At 32.2% G+C, this 14,812-nt stretch carries 12 protein-coding genes (1 of these 12 only partly in view); 7 read left to right on the top strand and 5 right to left on the bottom strand.

Annotated features, from left to right (window positions below; all coding sequences use genetic code 11):
- The 5 genes from ACQ0RB_RS13940 to ACQ0RB_RS13920 all read right to left on the bottom strand — a co-directional run.
- Positions 1–488, bottom strand: partial view of a hypothetical protein gene (locus ACQ0RB_RS13940; protein ID WP_430499193.1) — the 5' portion only. It extends 109 nt beyond the left edge of the window; the window shows 488 of its 597 coding nt (coding positions 1–488); the start codon lies at positions 486–488; its stop codon lies beyond the left edge, outside the window.
- A 17-nt stretch (positions 489–505) separates the two neighbouring features.
- Positions 506–2,197: a DUF4412 domain-containing protein gene (locus ACQ0RB_RS13935; protein WP_430499191.1), complete on the bottom strand. Its 1,692-nt coding sequence runs from the start codon at positions 2,195–2,197 to the stop codon at positions 506–508.
- Positions 2,194–2,343: a hypothetical protein gene (locus ACQ0RB_RS13930; RefSeq protein WP_238155811.1), complete on the bottom strand. Its 150-nt coding sequence runs from the start codon at positions 2,341–2,343 to the stop codon at positions 2,194–2,196. The genes ACQ0RB_RS13935 and ACQ0RB_RS13930 overlap by 4 nt, the downstream gene beginning before the upstream one ends.
- Positions 2,344–2,506: 163 nt before the next feature.
- Complete coding sequence (locus ACQ0RB_RS13925) at positions 2,507–6,385, bottom strand: two-component regulator propeller domain-containing protein (protein WP_430499189.1); 3,879 nt, start codon at positions 6,383–6,385, stop codon at positions 2,507–2,509.
- Between the two features lie 203 nt (positions 6,386–6,588).
- A complete protein-coding gene (locus ACQ0RB_RS13920; RefSeq protein ID WP_131508600.1) occupies positions 6,589–7,731 on the bottom strand; it encodes an acyl-CoA dehydrogenase in 1,143 nt (380 codons plus the stop codon).
- 94 nt (positions 7,732–7,825) lie between these two features.
- Between ACQ0RB_RS13920 and ACQ0RB_RS13915 the strand changes: the two genes are divergently transcribed.
- The 7 genes from ACQ0RB_RS13915 (at position 7,826) to ACQ0RB_RS13885 (ending at position 14,803) form a co-directional block, all read left to right on the top strand.
- A complete protein-coding gene (locus ACQ0RB_RS13915; RefSeq protein ID WP_430499187.1) occupies positions 7,826–8,890 on the top strand; it encodes an anhydro-N-acetylmuramic acid kinase in 1,065 nt (354 codons plus the stop codon).
- 66 nt (positions 8,891–8,956) lie between these two features.
- On the top strand, positions 8,957–10,183 hold the full coding sequence (locus ACQ0RB_RS13910; RefSeq protein WP_131508038.1) for a Glu/Leu/Phe/Val dehydrogenase dimerization domain-containing protein: 1,227 nt from the start codon (positions 8,957–8,959) through the stop codon (positions 10,181–10,183).
- A 13-nt stretch (positions 10,184–10,196) separates the two neighbouring features.
- On the top strand, positions 10,197–11,591 hold the full coding sequence (gene nhaD, locus ACQ0RB_RS13905) for a sodium:proton antiporter NhaD (RefSeq protein ID WP_129761500.1): 1,395 nt from the start codon (positions 10,197–10,199) through the stop codon (positions 11,589–11,591).
- 48 nt (positions 11,592–11,639) lie between these two features.
- The gene (locus ACQ0RB_RS13900) at positions 11,640–12,341 is read left to right on the top strand and encodes a MotA/TolQ/ExbB proton channel family protein (RefSeq protein WP_187347859.1); all 702 of its coding nucleotides are present in this window, start codon (positions 11,640–11,642) and stop codon (positions 12,339–12,341) included.
- Positions 12,341–12,733, top strand: a complete 393-nt coding sequence (locus ACQ0RB_RS13895; RefSeq protein WP_129761499.1) for an ExbD/TolR family protein — start codon at positions 12,341–12,343, stop codon at positions 12,731–12,733. Before ACQ0RB_RS13900 ends, ACQ0RB_RS13895 begins: the two co-directional genes overlap by 1 nt.
- The gene (locus ACQ0RB_RS13890) at positions 12,733–13,581 is read left to right on the top strand and encodes an energy transducer TonB family protein (RefSeq protein WP_430499183.1); all 849 of its coding nucleotides are present in this window, start codon (positions 12,733–12,735) and stop codon (positions 13,579–13,581) included. The genes ACQ0RB_RS13895 and ACQ0RB_RS13890 overlap by 1 nt, the downstream gene beginning before the upstream one ends.
- 4 nt (positions 13,582–13,585) lie before the next feature.
- Positions 13,586–14,803 carry a bifunctional folylpolyglutamate synthase/dihydrofolate synthase gene (locus ACQ0RB_RS13885; RefSeq protein WP_430499181.1) on the top strand — a complete coding sequence of 406 codons (1,218 nt, stop codon included), beginning with the start codon at positions 13,586–13,588 and terminating at the stop codon, positions 14,801–14,803.
- Positions 14,804–14,812 lie beyond the last annotated feature (9 nt).

Below are 14,812 nucleotides of genomic sequence, written 5' to 3'. Positions count from 1 at the left end.
GAAATGTCAGAATATTGTCTGTTCTTATCATAGGCTTCAATACCTTCCATACCTCTTTTATTAAATGATTTTTCAATTTTGTAATCATTTTCGTTATCTACAGTCATATTTTTATAGAACGAGTATTGACTTAAAAGCAAAACTCCTTTCTCACCTGAGCAATCATATAATGTGATTTTTATTTTTTCTTTATTATTTCCATCATAATTGGCAATTGCTCCATTAATACCATGTGTTGACATTGGGGCATTACTAGTTGTAGTTTTTTGTAAACTCATTAATTGATTAGGAAACCAATCTTGTAATGCCTCATTTGTAAGTGAAGTTGTTTCTAATAAATTTTCAGTTTTACTAATAGTTTTTATGGTGTTTTTTACAGTTTTAATTTTGGTAGAAGTGTTGTCTTGTTTTGAATTTTCACCGCAAGAACTTATAACAGCTATAGTAATATTAACTAGTATTAGTCTTTTTAAAAGTATTGTTTTCATATTAGAATTTTATAAACTTAGTTTTTTTTCATCCTTGCACCTGAAAATAAATCCATAGTTTTGTAATTGGCTTTTTTTATAGATGCCTTTTGTTGGTTTAATGCTTTAGCAATAATGTTTACGTTGTTTTTAGATTTCTTTTTATCAATGATATCCATTTCTAAAATTAAACCGTTAGAGAATTGATCTAACACCCTCGAGTCCATATCAGGAAAATCTGATGGTTTTTGTGAACCAAAATTCAAAAAGTTTGTAAGTTTTATTTTTGCATCTAATGTGTGGTACATTTTCATTATATACCTATCATCTTCAAATTGTAGCCCTTCGCAGGTATAACCAATAATGGTTTTAGCTGGTAACTTTTTTATGTTATAATTATCTAAATTCTCTTTAGAGGATTTAACTTCTGGTATAGGATACATTTGTAAAAAACTAGTGCCTTGAGCATCCATAAACATAACCATTGTGCTTAAGTCCATGTCAAACAGCATAGTTGTAGTTCCTGTATTTTTGTTGTTCCCCATAGTCATTTTTGTAGCTTGATACGATGCGCTTTCATTAATTAAAAACACCATCATTATGGTCTCTTTCTTTCTTGTGTTTAAGGTCATTTCTGTTTCAAGTTGCCAATTAAAGTCATAGCTTTCAGGTAAATCATTAACTGTTACTTTATGATTTTTTATTGATCTTCTTGCCGATTTTACACTTCCTTTATTATTACTGCTATCATAATCATTGTCATCTATGTTGGTGTTTCCGGTATTTCCTCCTTTAACAATGTTTTCCATAACACCTCCCATAAGTCCCTCTCCAACGGTTTTGACTTCTCTAGCTTTAGGCAGTTTGACTTCAACAGGTTTGTAATCATATACCATTAAACTTTCACCTGCTTGTCCTTGTGAACCAAAGCCATCAATAAGTTCAGCTTCTTCTGATGTTTTAGTGTAGATTTCAACTAATCTCTCTTGGTCATCAAAAAGAACGTAACTACCTTCATAACCAGGTTCGTTTAAATACTCAAACTTAGTATACGTTTTACCTCTTAACGTTTGGGTAGTTTCATTAAAATCATCATACCTAAAATCATCTGGTTTATATATGAATGCAAACTCTACAATTCCATTGAAAGGGTTAGCAGTCACGCCTAAATCTTGCTGTTTTTCAAATTGAGCCATAAAGGGCTCAGGTGGTAGTTTATAGGCTTCAATCATCATAGTAGGAGCCATCAAACCTTGACTTTGAAGTGCTACAATTCCTGTTTTTTGGTATTCGCCTTCGCTGTATACATACATATAACCTTCACTATCAATGAAACCAGGTTTAGGTTGTTTTGGATCTTCCATTCTAACAGCTACTTCATTGGCATCAAAAAACTGAGTTTGGTTTAAGTTTCCATTTTCGTGCATTTTTATGATAATATCTTCTTTGAAAAATGCTTTTTTAGCTTCAGTATTTTTAGTTAAAGCTGTGTTTGATGCTTCGAGTTCTCCTGTGTCTTCATCTTCTTTTTTATCAGATTTTTCTTTTTTTGAAGTTGCATCATCAATAGTTTTTTCAGTTTTTTTAGATACCACTTCATCTGTTTTATTAAGGATGGTACGTTCTGCTGCTTGTTCAGCTCTTTTTTTTAGTTTTTTTAAAAGCTGTGCTTCGGCATTTATTCCGCAAAGTAAAAATGCGCATGTTATAAAAATGAGTTTTGTTTTCATGATGTTTTTTTATTGATTCTTACAGATTTAACAACTTGATCGTTTAGCATTATATTTATGATATAGTTACCATGTTTTAAATGGTCTATGCTTATATAAATATTCTGGTCGTTATTAGCTTCGTCTAATAGTTTTTCTTTTAGCATTACTACAGTGCTTAGTGAGACGCTATTAATTGAGAGGTCAACAAAATGCATTAAAGGGATGCATTGTTTGTTTTGTAAAGTTATGATGAGAATAAAAAGTTTGATGTCAATTATGTAACAAACTATATCAACTATGTAACATATGTCGTAAAGTTGTTGGTATTTATTGATTTGAAGTGAATTCTGAAGGTGTAGACTTATAAACGTCTTTAAAGCATTTTATAAAATAGGAAGGTGTGTTGAAACCGACTTGATATGCGATTTCAGAAATGTTTAAGTCAGAGTCTTTTAAAAGGTTAACCGCTAGCTTTAAGCGTTCGTTACGGATAAACTCGGTTGTTGAAAATCCTGTTATAGCTTTTAGTTTTCTGTGTAGTTGCATTCTACTCATAGCCATTTTTTTAGACAAAACATTAGAGTTAAATGACGAGTCGGTGATATAATCGTTGAGTATAGTTTTTAGTTTAGTTAAAAATTGCTGATCAACAGGAGTTGTACTTATACTGCTGAGTTCAAAATGAGCGCTATATCTTGATTGTAGTTTTTGCCTTATTTCTATAAGTTTTTCAACACGTATTTTAAGTTTATTACTATTAAAAGGCTTTACAATATAATCATCTGCTCCAGTTTCTAATCCTTTTATTTCATTTTCGTCACCACTTTTTGCTGTGAGTAGAATTATAGGAATATGGCTTGTTTTTTCGTCTTTTTTTAAAGTATTACAAAGTTCAATACCATCAATTTTAGGCATCATTATATCGCTAATGATAATATCAGGAATGTATTTTATGGCTTTTTTAATGCCACTTTCACCATTAGGAGCTTCTTTAATGTCATAGTCATTTTTAAAAATTGAACTTATAAATTCTCTTATATCTTTATCGTCTTCAACTATTAATAAAATAGGTTTGTCTTTAGATTTATTAATAGTTTTTTCTTCAGAAGTGGCTAGAGTTTCTAAGACTGTATCAAGCTCATCATTAACAACTGTTTTAGTGTCTTCGTTTATTTCAGAAATATTATAAAAAGAACGCTCAATAGGTAAGGTTACAGTAAACTGAATATCATCTGTATTCATAGTGTGTGCTACAATATTACCATGTGATAAAATAGCTAGTTCTTTCACTAACGAAAGTCCAATGCCTACACCATCAGCATTTTTGTTGTTTTGGTAATACCTTTGAAATAGTTTGCTTAACTCTTTACTAGAAATGGTATTTCCGTTATTAATAATTGTGATAATAATTTGACCGTTTTTTTCGATTGCAGCAAAGTGAATTTGACCGTTTTCAGGCGCATATTTTACTGCGTTAGAAAGTAAATTGGTGGTGATTTTTTCGATAACATCTTTATCAAACCAAGCTTCAGGAATTGATTGAATTTTATGTGAAAAATGTATGTTTTTGTCTTTAGCTTTATACTCAAAAGAAGCTGCTATTTGTTTGAGGAATGCTGTAATATTTCCTTTAGAAACAGAGAGTTTTAAGTTTCCTGATTCTAACTTAGATAGGTCTAGTAATTGGTTGACTAGATTCAATAATCGTTTAGAGTTGTTTTGAACTAAAGAGAGTTCTTTCTTGTCATCTTCTGTTAGGTTAGACTTTGATAATTGCTTTTCAATAGGACCAGAAATAAGCGTTAATGGTGTTCGAAACTCATGAGATATATTGGTGTAAATCCTGGTTTTAAATTCATCTAATTTTTTTAAGCGTTCAGTTTCATTATGCTCAAATTGTAATTGCATTTTCATGTGCCAACGCCATTTAAAATACCTGTATAACAAATACATGCTAATCAAAAAAAGTAGTGCATAACAAACAATAGCAAGCTTGCTTAAATACCAAGGTTGTAGTATTGTGAAAGTAAATGTAGCAGGTGTAGTATTCCATACACCATCATAATTACTTGATATTACTTTAAATGTATAATCGTTAGGAGGTAGGTTGGTATAATGTGCTGAATTATTGTTTCCTGAACTAATCCAACTTTCATCATGATTTACGAGTTGATATTTATAAAGGTTACGTTCAGGTTGTGAGAAATGTAAACTAGAAAATGTAAAGGTTACAGTATTTTGATTGAATTTAAAGGTTGAGTTTTGTTTTAAAGGATAACCTTCAGTAAAAATCTCAAACTTAGAAATAATGGTTTTTGGTTTAATTGGGTTAAATGTAAGTTGGTTAGGGTTAAACCAGTTGAGACCTTCAAGGCCTCCAAAATATAAGTTTTCGCTCTCGTCTTTATAGTAAGCTCCAGTGTTAAATTCTAAAGCCTGTAAACCATCATAGTTACTATAGTTTTCAAAAATGGTATCCTTAGTATTAAATTTGCTAATTCCATAATTAGTGCTCAACCATAAGTTGTTTTCTTTATCTGGTAGTATACCGTAAATCACATTGTTTGGTAAACCATCAACTTTTGTGTAAACATCTAATGATCCGTTTATAGTATTATACTTTTTTAAACCTTTACCATTTGTGCCAATCCATAAGATTTCATTGTCATAATGCAATGATTTTATTTTGTCATTTAAGGATTTGATATTGGTTATTTCATTAGTCTTTAAATTTAAATTATACAACCCTTTATCATCAGTACCAATCCAAAGTGTGTGCTCATTGCCTTTTATAGCTGTTTTAATGTCGTTTGTTGATAGGGTAGAATTATCAGTATTGAATTGCTTAACAATACCTTTATCTATATCGAATAAAATAATACCATTACGTTCGGTACACAACCAACTTTGATTATCGTTCTCTTTTATAATTCTCCAGATTGTAAGATTTGAAATTTCAGGGAATGAAATGTAATCTCCAGAGTCAGTTCTGATATTTAAACCAAACCCTTGGTGACCTATCCACAATTTATTGTTGTTGTAGAATAGACTTATTATTCTATCACTAGCTATTGAAGAATTGTTAACGGTATATGTTTTATACTCATCATTATTAAAGTTAATATGAGTAAGCCCTTTACCAGATGTGCCTATCCACAAATTATTATTGGCATCAGTACTTATGCTCCTTACCACATCTACATTTACATTTTTAGGAACTTGGTTATTTGTGAGTACATTGAATTTTATGAGGTGAGCATCATAATAGCTCGCTCCAGTTCCGTCAGAACCCAACCAAATCACTCCTGTAGCATCTTCATATAAACATAAGATGTCATTATAATGTATGGCAAAAGGGTTGTTTTTGTCTGCTTTAAAGTTTGTAACAGTATTATTTTCAAGATTAAGTAGATAAGCGCCATTGCCATAAGTGGCAATCCATAATCTGTTTTTACTGTCTATAAGTAAGTCTTCAATGTTAAGGTCATTGGGTAATTGCGAATGTTGATATTTTATAAAAGATGTCTTGTTGTTTTCTTTAAAATAAAGCCCTTGACCAAAAGTTCCTAACCATATATTGTCGTCTTTATCTTTTGTAAGCGCACTAAAGTTTGCATTAGTGTTCGATTCAACATTAATCTCATTGTATGTGTTGTTTTTAATTTGAAATACAACTCCTGAAGCTGCAACTATTATAGCAGTATCAGTTTCTATAAATTCATAAATGGTTTTGAGTTTGTCCTGGTTATTTAAAACTTGTAGCGTGTCTTTAGTTTTAGTATCAATTTTGAAGAGTCCTTTACCGTAGGTTCCTATATAGGTTTGCAGTGTTTTATCCTGAAAAATTGAACTAACATTATTAAAACGTTCTAAATGCTTAAAAGTATCGGTTTTTGGATTGTAAAGTTCTAGCTTTCCTGAGTTAGTGATAACCCATAATCGATTTTGCTTATCGATATAAATTTTACCAAGTTTGCTAAAATTTGGTCTTGTAATGTCTTCAAATTGCTTGTCGTAGTGTTTAAAGCTTTTACCGTTATATTTATTTAAACCATCTTGTGTAGCTAACCACAAATAACCTATGCTATCTTGGGCAATACTTATAACACTGTTTTGCGATAAACCGTCATTAATGGTTAAGGTATTGAAAGAAAATGGTTTTTCGGTTATAGTTTCTTGACCGCTACAAAAAAATGAGTATAACATTGTTAGAAAAATAACAATGAAATTGTCAACGGTTTTGTATCTCCATAACGTCATAAACTACTGTATAGATTAATTTTTTTAGGGGAGATTTTATGCTATTAACTTTACTAATATAATGAAATTTGCTTGGTTTTGGATATTTAGTACATTGTATAAAAAAACCCATCAAATTTTGATGGGTTTTTTTATGAGTTGTAAGATTACTATCCTTTTATAACACCTCTCGAAATTACAATTTTTTGAATTTCAGAAGTACCTTCATAAATCTGAGTAATTTTAGCATCACGCATTAATCGTTCAACATGGTATTCTTTTACAAAACCATTTCCACCATGAATTTGAACCGCTTCAACAGTTTGTTCCATTGCAACTTTACTAGCATACAATTTTGCCATTGCACTAGACATGTCGTAGTTATTACCTTGGTCTTTATCCCAAGCAGCTTTCATTACAAGCATTCTAGCAGCTTCAATTTCGGTAGCCATATCTGCTAATTTAAAAGCAATGGCTTGGTGGTTGCAAATTTCAGTACCAAATGCTTTACGTTCTTTAGAGTACTTAAGCGCTAACTCATAAGCTCCAGAAGCAATACCTAAAGCTTGAGACGCAATACCTATTCTACCACCAGATAATGTTTTCATAGCGAATTTAAAACCAAACCCGTCTTCACCAATTCTATTTTCTTTAGGCACTTTCACATCATTAAACTGTAATGTATGTGTGTCACTTCCTCTAATACCTAATTTATCTTCTTTAGGACCTACATCAAAACCAGGCATACCTTTTTCAACTATAAAAGCATTAATACCTCTATGTCCTTTATCTTTATCAGTTTGTGCAATCACTAAATAAACATCACTACGACCTCCATTTGTTATCCAGTTTTTAGTACCATTCAATAAGTAATGGTCTCCCATGTCTATAGCAGTTGTTCTTTGAGAAGTTGCATCACTACCAGCCTCTGGTTCACTTAAACAAAATGCACCAATAAACTCTCCAGTGGCAAGTTTAGTAAGGTACTTTTGTTTTTGTTCTTCGCTACCATAAGCTTCAAGTCCATAACACACCAATGAGTTATTTACAGAAACCATAACCGAAGCAGAAGCGTCAATTTTTGATAACTCTTCCATTATAAGCACATAAGATATGGCATCCATTCCGCTCCCACCATATTTAGGGTCAACCATAATTCCCATAAAACCAAGATCTCCCATTTTTCTAACAAGTTCTTGTGGAAATTGTTGTTTCTCATCACGTTCAATTACTCCTGGTAATAATTCGGTTTGAGCAAAATCGCGAGCAGCATCGCGAATCATTAGATGTTCTTCTGTAAGATTAAAATCCATATGTAGTGATAAAATTATTGATTTGTTAAAAAATGATGTCAAAGATAAGTTTTTGTTAGCATTTTTTCAATAATGATTGTTATTTTTACCATATATGACAAAAGAAACATTCAAAGTTATAGGTGTAATGTCTGGTACATCATTAGATGGTATCGATTTAATATATGTACAGTTCAATTTTGATGAAAAATGGACCTATACTATTTATACTACAGAAACTGTTTCTTACACTCAGTATTGGGAAAATACTTTGAAACATTTAGTTTCAAACTCTAAGCAAGAATTAAAAGACATCGATGATGGTTACACTGTATATTTAGCAGAGGTCATTAATTTGTTTATTAAAAAACATCATATTGAAACTGTAGATGCTATATGTTCTCATGGACATACAGCACTGCATCAACCTCAAAGCGGTATGACTTACCAAATTGGTAACTTACCAAAAATGTCAAAACTTTTACAGCATACAGTTGTATGCGATTTTAGAGTGCAAGATGTTGAACTTGGAGGCCAAGGAGCACCTTTGGTTCCTATTGGAGATAAATTGCTGTTTTCTGATTATGACTTTTGCTTAAACCTTGGCGGATTCGCTAATATTTCAACTGAAATTGATGATACAAGAATTGCCTACGATATTTGTCCTGTAAATATTGTGCTTAATCACTATGTTAAACCATTAGGCTTTAATTATGATAATGAAGGGCAAATTGCTAAATCAGGAAAATTACATGTAGAGTTGTTAAACCAACTTAATGATCTAGATTTTTACTCAAAGAGTCACCCAAAGTCTTTGGGGTTAGAATGGGTTAAACAACTTATTTTCCCTATAATTGATGCGTATGATCTTCCAATAGAAACAATTTTAAGAACATTTACTGAGCATGTAGCTGTGCAAATTTCAAAAGAAATCAATACCAAGCACAACGCAAAAGTATTAGTAAGTGGTGGAGGTGCATACAATAAATTTCTTCTCGACTTAATTGTATCCAAAACTAAAAACAGTATAGAGTTGCCTTCAAAAGAGATTATTGAGTTTAAAGAAGCATTAATTTTTGGATTGTTAGGAGTTTTAAAACTCAAAGGAGCAGTTAATTGTTTAAAAAGTGTAACAGGAGCCAAAAAAGATCATTCTTCAGGTAGGATTTATTATCCATAAAATTATTATAAAATTAATATTTAAGGATTTTTAGTTTTTTATATTTGTTGAAGAATAACTAACTACATGAAAGATTTACTTCAAAAGTACGAAGACAAAGACCCTGAAATTATTTTTAATTGGAAAGACCCAGAAACCGAAGCTGAAGGCTGGACAGTAATAAACTCCTTAAGAGGAGGTGCAGCAGGTGGAGGAACACGTATGCGAAAAGGACTTGATATGAACGAAGTGCTATCGCTTGCAAAAACTATGGAAGTTAAGTTTACCGTTTCTGGACCAGCAATTGGAGGTGCTAAGTCTGGTATTAATTTTGACCCACAAGACCCAAGAAAAAAAGGCGTTTTAGAACGTTGGTATAAAGCCGTTTCGCCATTACTAAAAAGTTATTATGGTACAGGAGGAGACCTAAATGTTGATGAAATACATGAGGTTATCCCAATCACTGAAGAAAGTGGTGTATGGCATCCTCAAGAAGGTGTTTTTGAAGGTCATTTTAGACCAACACAAGCCGATAAAATTAATAGAATAGGACAGTTAAGGCATGGTGTTATTAAGGTTATTGAAAACCCAAAATACTCACCTAATGTAACAAGAAAATATACTGTTGCTGATATGATTACAGGTTATGGTGTTGCTGAGGCTGTTCGTCATTTTTATGATATTCACCAGGATTCAGTTGTTGGTAAACGTGCTATTGTTCAAGGTTTTGGTAACGTTGGTGCAGCAGCAGCATTTTATTTAGCACAAATGGGAGCTAAAGTAGTAGGCATTATCGATAGAGTAGGTGGATTAATAAAAGAAGAAGGTTTTACTTTTGATGAAATTACTCAGCTATATTCTAATAAGTCTGGAAATACTTTAGTGAGCGATCATTTAATTCCTTTTGATGAAATGAATGAAAAGATTTGGGCTTTAGAAACCGAGATTTTTGCACCATGTGCTGCCTCTCGATTAATTACTAAAGAGCAAATTGATAATATGATTAATACAGGTCTTGAAGTAATTTCTTGTGGCGCAAATGTACCATTTGCTGATAAGGAGATATTTTTTGGACCAATTATGGAATATACAGATAATAAAGTAAGTCTTATTCCAGATTTTATTTCAAACTGCGGTATGGCAAGAGTTTTTGCTTATTTTATGGAGCGCAAAGTTCAAATGACTGACGAAGCCATTTTTAATGATACCTCAAACCGAATAAAACAAGCATTAGAAAACGTACATAAAAACAACAAATCAAAAACTGGTATAAGCGCAACAGCTTTTGAGATTGCTTTAAGTCAACTTATATAACATAACACTTAATATGGAAACACTAATTGTATTAGTATTTGTAGTAGGTTATTTAGCTATTACACTAGAACACAATTTAAAAATCGATAAACTTATTCCTGCTTTGGTCATGATGGCTATAAGTTGGGCTTTGATAGCTTTAGGTATCGATAATTTCACACAATGGTTCGACTCAGGAAAACACGCTCTTCTAGATAATTTTGGATTATTAGAGCACGAAGATAAAATGCACATGATGGAAGAAACGCTCTTACATCATTTAGGTAAAACAGCCGAAATTCTTGTGTTCTTACTAGGAGCAATGACTATTGTTGAAATCATTGATTATTTTGATGGATTTTCAACTATCAAAGGATTTATAAAAACAAAAAGTAAAAAACGACTACTTTGGATATTTGCGTTTTTAGCCTTTTTCCTTTCAGCAATTATAGACAACTTAACCGCTACAATTGTATTAATATCTATTCTTCAAAAACTTATTCAAGATAAAGATGTTAGGATATGGTATGCTGGTTTAATAATAATCGCTGCAAACGCTGGAGGAGCTTGGTCTCCAATTGGAGATGTAACCACAACAATGTTATGGATTGCTAAGAAAGTGTCTACTGGTCACTTATTTGTATATCTTTTTGTACCATCTCTACTTTGTATGTTGGTACCAACATTTATTGCTTCGTTTTTACCTGCTTTTAAAGGAAATTTAGAAAATGAAGACGAAAAAGAAGACAAACCTAAGAGTAAATTTAGTTCAACAATGTTGTATTTAGGTTTAGGAGGTATTGTATCAGTGCCAATTTTTAAAACGGTAACACACTTGCCTCCATATGTAGGTATGATGTTAGCTTTAGGTGTTGTTGCTATTTTTGCTGAGATTTATAGTAACTCAAAATTTGCATTATCTCATGCAGATGCTGAAGGAGCAGATTATCAAGGACACCACAGTCCAGTACATCATTCATTATCTAGAATTGAGATGCCAAGTATCTTATTTTTCTTAGGAATATTAATGGCTGTTGCAGCATTAGAATCTTTAGGTATCCTATTTGGTTTTGCAACTACACTACAAGACAAAATGCCTATGATGGGAACTGAGTTACACCATGAAGGCGTTTCCGATTTAGTAGTTTTATTATTAGGAGTTGGATCTGCAATTATTGATAACGTGCCGCTTGTTGCTGCAAGTTTGGGTATGTTCTCTGAGCCTATCGATAACGAATTATGGCACTTTATTGCTTATTCGGCAGGAACAGGAGGAAGTATGTTAATTATTGGTTCGGCTGCTGGTGTAGTAGCAATGGGAATGGAAAAAATTGACTTTTTCTGGTACTTAAAGAAAATATCTTGGTTAGCGCTTGTTGGGTTTTTAGTAGGTGCAATTGCGTTTATGTTTACAAGAACTATATTTTAATTTATACTTTAGGTAGAAAATTAACGTTATAAAAAAAATTAACACTTTATGCTAAATATGTTATTACAAACTACTCCTGAAGAAGCTGAGGTTTTAACTGATGGAGAATCTGTTGAAAAAACGCTTTCTATCATTGAATTGATTTTTAGTGGTGGTACAGCAGGAATGCTAATTATAGGTATATTATTTGTACTCTTAGTTGTTGCTATTTATATTTATTTTGAAAGACTTTTTGCTATCAAAGCAGCTTCAAAAATAGATTCCAATTTTATGAATCAAATTAAAGACCATGTTTCTAATGGTAAAATTGATTCGGCACAAATGCTTTGTGCTCAAGTAAACTCTCCAGTTTCTAGATTAATTAATAAAGGAATTACCAGAATTGGAAAACCATTGGAAGATATTAATACAGCTATTGAAAACGCAGGGCGTTTAGAGGTTTATAATCTAGAAAAAAACGTAAGTATTTTGGCTACAATTTCAGGTGCAGCTCCAATGATTGGATTTCTTGGTACAGTAATTGGGATGATATTATCAATATTTGAAATTGCTAATTCAGGAGGTCAAATTGATATTAAACTTCTAGCAGATGGATTATATACAGCAATGACCACCACAGTTGCAGGACTTATTGTAGGTATTGTTGGTTACATCGCTTATAACCATTTAGTGGTAAGAACTGATAAAGTTGTTTACCAAATGGAAGCCAATTCGCTAGAGTTTTTAGACCACTTAAACGAGCCTATTTAATGAATATTAGAGGAAGAAATAAAGTCACACCAGAATTCAACATGTCTTCAATGACAGATATCGTATTTCTGTTATTGATATTCTTTATGTTGGCCTCTACTTTAGTGACTACAAATGCTATTGATATCCTATTGCCTAAGGCTAGTGGAAAAACCGAGAATAAAAAATCGGTTGCTGTTAGTATCACCAAAGACTTAAGATATTATATAGACCAAAAATTAGTTGGAGAAAGTGTGTTGGAGAATCAATTACTATCAGCACTTTCAGGACAAGATCAACCTACCATTGTGCTTAGAGCAGAAAAATCTGTTCCTGTAGATAATGTGGTAAAAGTAATGGATATAGCTAATAGAAATAAGTTTAAAGTAATTTTGGCGGTTAAACCTAATTAATGAAGTATTTTGAAACCATACACGAACGTAATTCGGCAAAAATCACAACTTTAATTGTGGTGATTTTGATTTTGCTGTTGTTTGTTGTTGGTCATTCATATATGGATCCACCAGAAGAATATGGTGTAGCTGTTAATTTTGGAAATTCAGAAGTTGGTAGCGGAAATATCCAACCAACTGAACCTGTAAAATCACAACCAAGAGAAGTTGTTGAACAACCAAAGGTAGAAGAAACGCAACCACAGGAAACTACTTCCTCTTCTGCTAAAACAGAAGATGTACTTACCCAAGAGTCTCCAGAAGCTATTGCAATAAGAAAGCAAAAAGAAGCTGAAGCAAAAGCTAAGGCAGAAGCTGAACGTGTTGAGCGTGAGAAACGACAAGCTGAAGAAAAAGCGCGACTTGAGAAAGAGAAAAAGAAAAAGGAGCTTGATGCTTTAATAGGTGGTGTAAGTAACTCCGAAGGCACTCAAACAGGTGACGAAGGACCAGATAATAGCGGAGGAGATAAAGGGCAGCTTGATGGTAACCCTTATGCACCTAGCTATTTTGGAGACCCAGGAAGTGGTAATGGAGGAAAAGGATACGGTTTAAATGGTAGAGGATCTGCGACGTATAATAAAGTGATTCCAGATTGTCAAGAAGAAGGAAGAGTTGTGGTCGAAATTCATGTTGACCGTTCAGGTAAAGTAATTAAAGCTATTCCAGGAAAAAGAGGAACAACAGGCGATGCTTGTTTGTATCAAGCTGCTAAAGAAACTGCATTGTCTCATAGATGGAAAGCAGATTCTAAAGCACCAGCTACACAAATAGGCTGGGTTAAAATTGATTTTAGTTTAGGTCAATAACAATATGAACTACCAAGATACTATCAACTGGATGTTTTCGCAACTTCCAATGTATCAACGACAAGGTAAGTCGGCTTATAAAGCAGATTTACATAATACTCAGGTTTTAGCAGAGCATCTTAATCATCCAGAATTCAAATTTAAAACTGTTCATGTTGGTGGTACTAATGGAAAAGGATCAACAAGTCATATGTTGGCGTCTGTGCTTCAAGAAGCAGGTTATAAAGTTGGGTTATATACTTCACCACATTTAAAAGATTTTAGAGAGCGTATTAAGATTAACGGAAAAGAAGTCAGTAAACAGTTTGTTATAAGTTTTATTAAAAAGCACAAACCGTTTTTTGAGCAACATACACTTTCTTTTTTTGAAATGACTGTTGGGATGGCTTTTGACTACTTTTCAAAGAAAAAAGTTGATATAGCTATTATTGAAGTAGGGCTTGGTGGTCGTTTAGATTCAACAAACATTATTACTCCTTTGGTTTCTGTGATTACTAATATTGGTTTAGACCACACACAGTTTTTAGGGGATACAATAGAAAAAATAGCAGGCGAGAAAGCAGGAATCATTAAACCTAATACACCTGTTGTTATTGGAGAAACACAAATTGAAACCAAAAGTGTTTTTACTGAAACAGCTAAAAACAATAATTCAGAAATTTATTTTGCAGACCAAAATATAACTTCAGTTTTAGATAGTGACTTAAAAGGAAGTTATCAGCAAAAAAATATAAAAACCGTTTTACAAACTTTACAGATCCTAAAGCAAAACAATTTTAATATCTCTCAAAAGAATATTGCTTTAGGACTTAATTCAGTTGTTTCTAATACAGGTTTAAAAGGTAGATGGCAGATTTTACAAGAATCTCCAAAAGTAATTTGTGATACAGCTCATAATAAAGAAGGGTTAACATATGTGGTTAATCAATTAAAAACAGAGGTCTATAATAAGCTTCATATCGTTTTTGGGGTTGTAAGTGACAAAGATTTATCAACAATAATTGCAATTTTGCCTAAAAAAGCTACATATTATTTTTGCAGACCAAATATTTCAAGAGGATTAGATGAAAATAATCTTAAAGACACTTTTAAAGCTCATGGCTTTGCGGGTAAGTCGTATTCTAGTGTAAATGAAGCATTAAGCAACGCAAAAAAAAGTGCAAAACCAGAAGATTTAATTTATGTTGGAGGAAGTACTTTTGTTGTTGCAGAAATAATTTAAATTTTTTTC

This window comes from Gaetbulibacter sp. PBL-D1, assembly GCF_050509525.1.
Taxonomy (GTDB): Bacteria; Bacteroidota; Bacteroidia; order Flavobacteriales; family Flavobacteriaceae; genus Gaetbulibacter_B; species Gaetbulibacter_B jejuensis.
This window is presented reverse-complemented; position numbering and strand designations above follow the sequence as displayed.

Excerpts from the sequence above, each read along its gene's own strand:
- ACQ0RB_RS13925 (WP_430499189.1), bottom strand. The coding sequence starts at position 6,385 with ATGTTATACTCATTTTTTTGTAGCGGTCAAGAAACTATAACCGAAAAA.
- ACQ0RB_RS13910 (WP_131508038.1), top strand. The coding sequence starts at position 8,957 with ATGAAAGATTTACTTCAAAAGTACGAAGACAAAGACCCTGAAATTATT.
- ACQ0RB_RS13885 (WP_430499181.1), top strand. The coding sequence starts at position 13,586 with ATGAACTACCAAGATACTATCAACTGGATGTTTTCGCAACTTCCAATG.
- ACQ0RB_RS13935 (WP_430499191.1), bottom strand. The coding sequence starts at position 2,197 with ATGAAAACAAAACTCATTTTTATAACATGCGCATTTTTACTTTGCGGA.
- ACQ0RB_RS13895 (WP_129761499.1), top strand. The coding sequence starts at position 12,341 with ATGAATATTAGAGGAAGAAATAAAGTCACACCAGAATTCAACATGTCT.
- ACQ0RB_RS13930 (WP_238155811.1), bottom strand. The coding sequence starts at position 2,343 with ATGCTAAAAGAAAAACTATTAGACGAAGCTAATAACGACCAGAATATT.
- ACQ0RB_RS13890 (WP_430499183.1), top strand. The coding sequence starts at position 12,733 with ATGAAGTATTTTGAAACCATACACGAACGTAATTCGGCAAAAATCACA.
- ACQ0RB_RS13920 (WP_131508600.1), bottom strand. The coding sequence starts at position 7,731 with ATGGATTTTAATCTTACAGAAGAACATCTAATGATTCGCGATGCTGCT.
- ACQ0RB_RS13900 (WP_187347859.1), top strand. The coding sequence starts at position 11,640 with ATGCTAAATATGTTATTACAAACTACTCCTGAAGAAGCTGAGGTTTTA.
- nhaD (WP_129761500.1), top strand. The coding sequence starts at position 10,197 with ATGGAAACACTAATTGTATTAGTATTTGTAGTAGGTTATTTAGCTATT.
- ACQ0RB_RS13915 (WP_430499187.1), top strand. The coding sequence starts at position 7,826 with ATGACAAAAGAAACATTCAAAGTTATAGGTGTAATGTCTGGTACATCA.